The organism is Marinobacterium weihaiense (genome assembly GCF_019061305.1).
Taxonomy (GTDB): Bacteria; Pseudomonadota; Gammaproteobacteria; order Pseudomonadales; family Balneatricaceae; genus Marinobacterium; species Marinobacterium weihaiense.
Window position 1 is genome coordinate 1 of record NZ_JAHQZT010000075.1, and the last position, 793, is coordinate 793.

A 793-nucleotide genomic window follows, 5' to 3' on the forward strand; every position below is an offset into this window, starting at 1 on the left:
CATGCAGACCATGCAGACCATGCAGACCATGCAGACCATGCAGACCATGCAGACCATGCAGACCATGCAGACCATGCAGACCATGCAGACCATGCCGAGACGGCGCATCATTCGCATGCCGATGGCGGTGATCCGCACATTTGGCTGGACCCGCTCAATGCACTGGCGATGGCCGATCAGATGCTGCCGGCGCTGCACCAGGCCTTTCCAGAGCAACAGACACAGCTGACGGCGAATCGGGCCGCATTTGAACAGGCCGTGCGGCAGCAGGATGCGGCGATTGCAGCCCAGCTGGCGCCCTATCGCACGCGTGGCTTTTTCGTGTTCCATGATGCCTACAGCGGCTTTGTAGAACATTACGGGCTGAATCAGCTGGGCTATTTCACGGTCGATCCGGGCCGCCAGCCGGGAGCTCGCCACCTGGCCGAGATCCGCCAGCAGCTGGAGCAGAGTCAGGCGGTATGCGTGTTCAGCGAGCCCCAGTTTACCAGTGCGGTCGTGGATGCCATCACCCGCGGTCTGGAGGTGCGCCTGGGTGAACTGGACCCGCTGGCCCGCGATGCCGACGTTGGCCCCGATGGGTATACGGCCTACTTGCAGGGCCTGGCAGATGACTTTGAAGCCTGCCTGAAAGAAAAGTAGAAATAATTTCAAAAAAAGCTATACAAGGTGAAAGGGGGTCGATATAATGCGCCCCACTTTCGAAGCAGATGTGGTGGAATTGGTAGACACGCTAGCTTCAGGTGCTAGTGCCTTCACGGGCGTGGGAGTTCGAGTCTCCCCATCTGCACCA

General features: G+C 59.3%; 1 protein-coding gene and 1 tRNA gene. Both read left to right on the forward strand.

The annotated features are described in order from the left end of the window. Positions 1-642 (forward strand): metal ABC transporter solute-binding protein, Zn/Mn family (locus KTN04_RS16640; RefSeq protein WP_217336341.1); only part of this gene is annotated, 642 nt, incomplete at its 5' end. Between the two features lie 64 nt (positions 643-706). Further along, positions 707-793 (forward strand) — tRNA-Leu (locus tag KTN04_RS16645).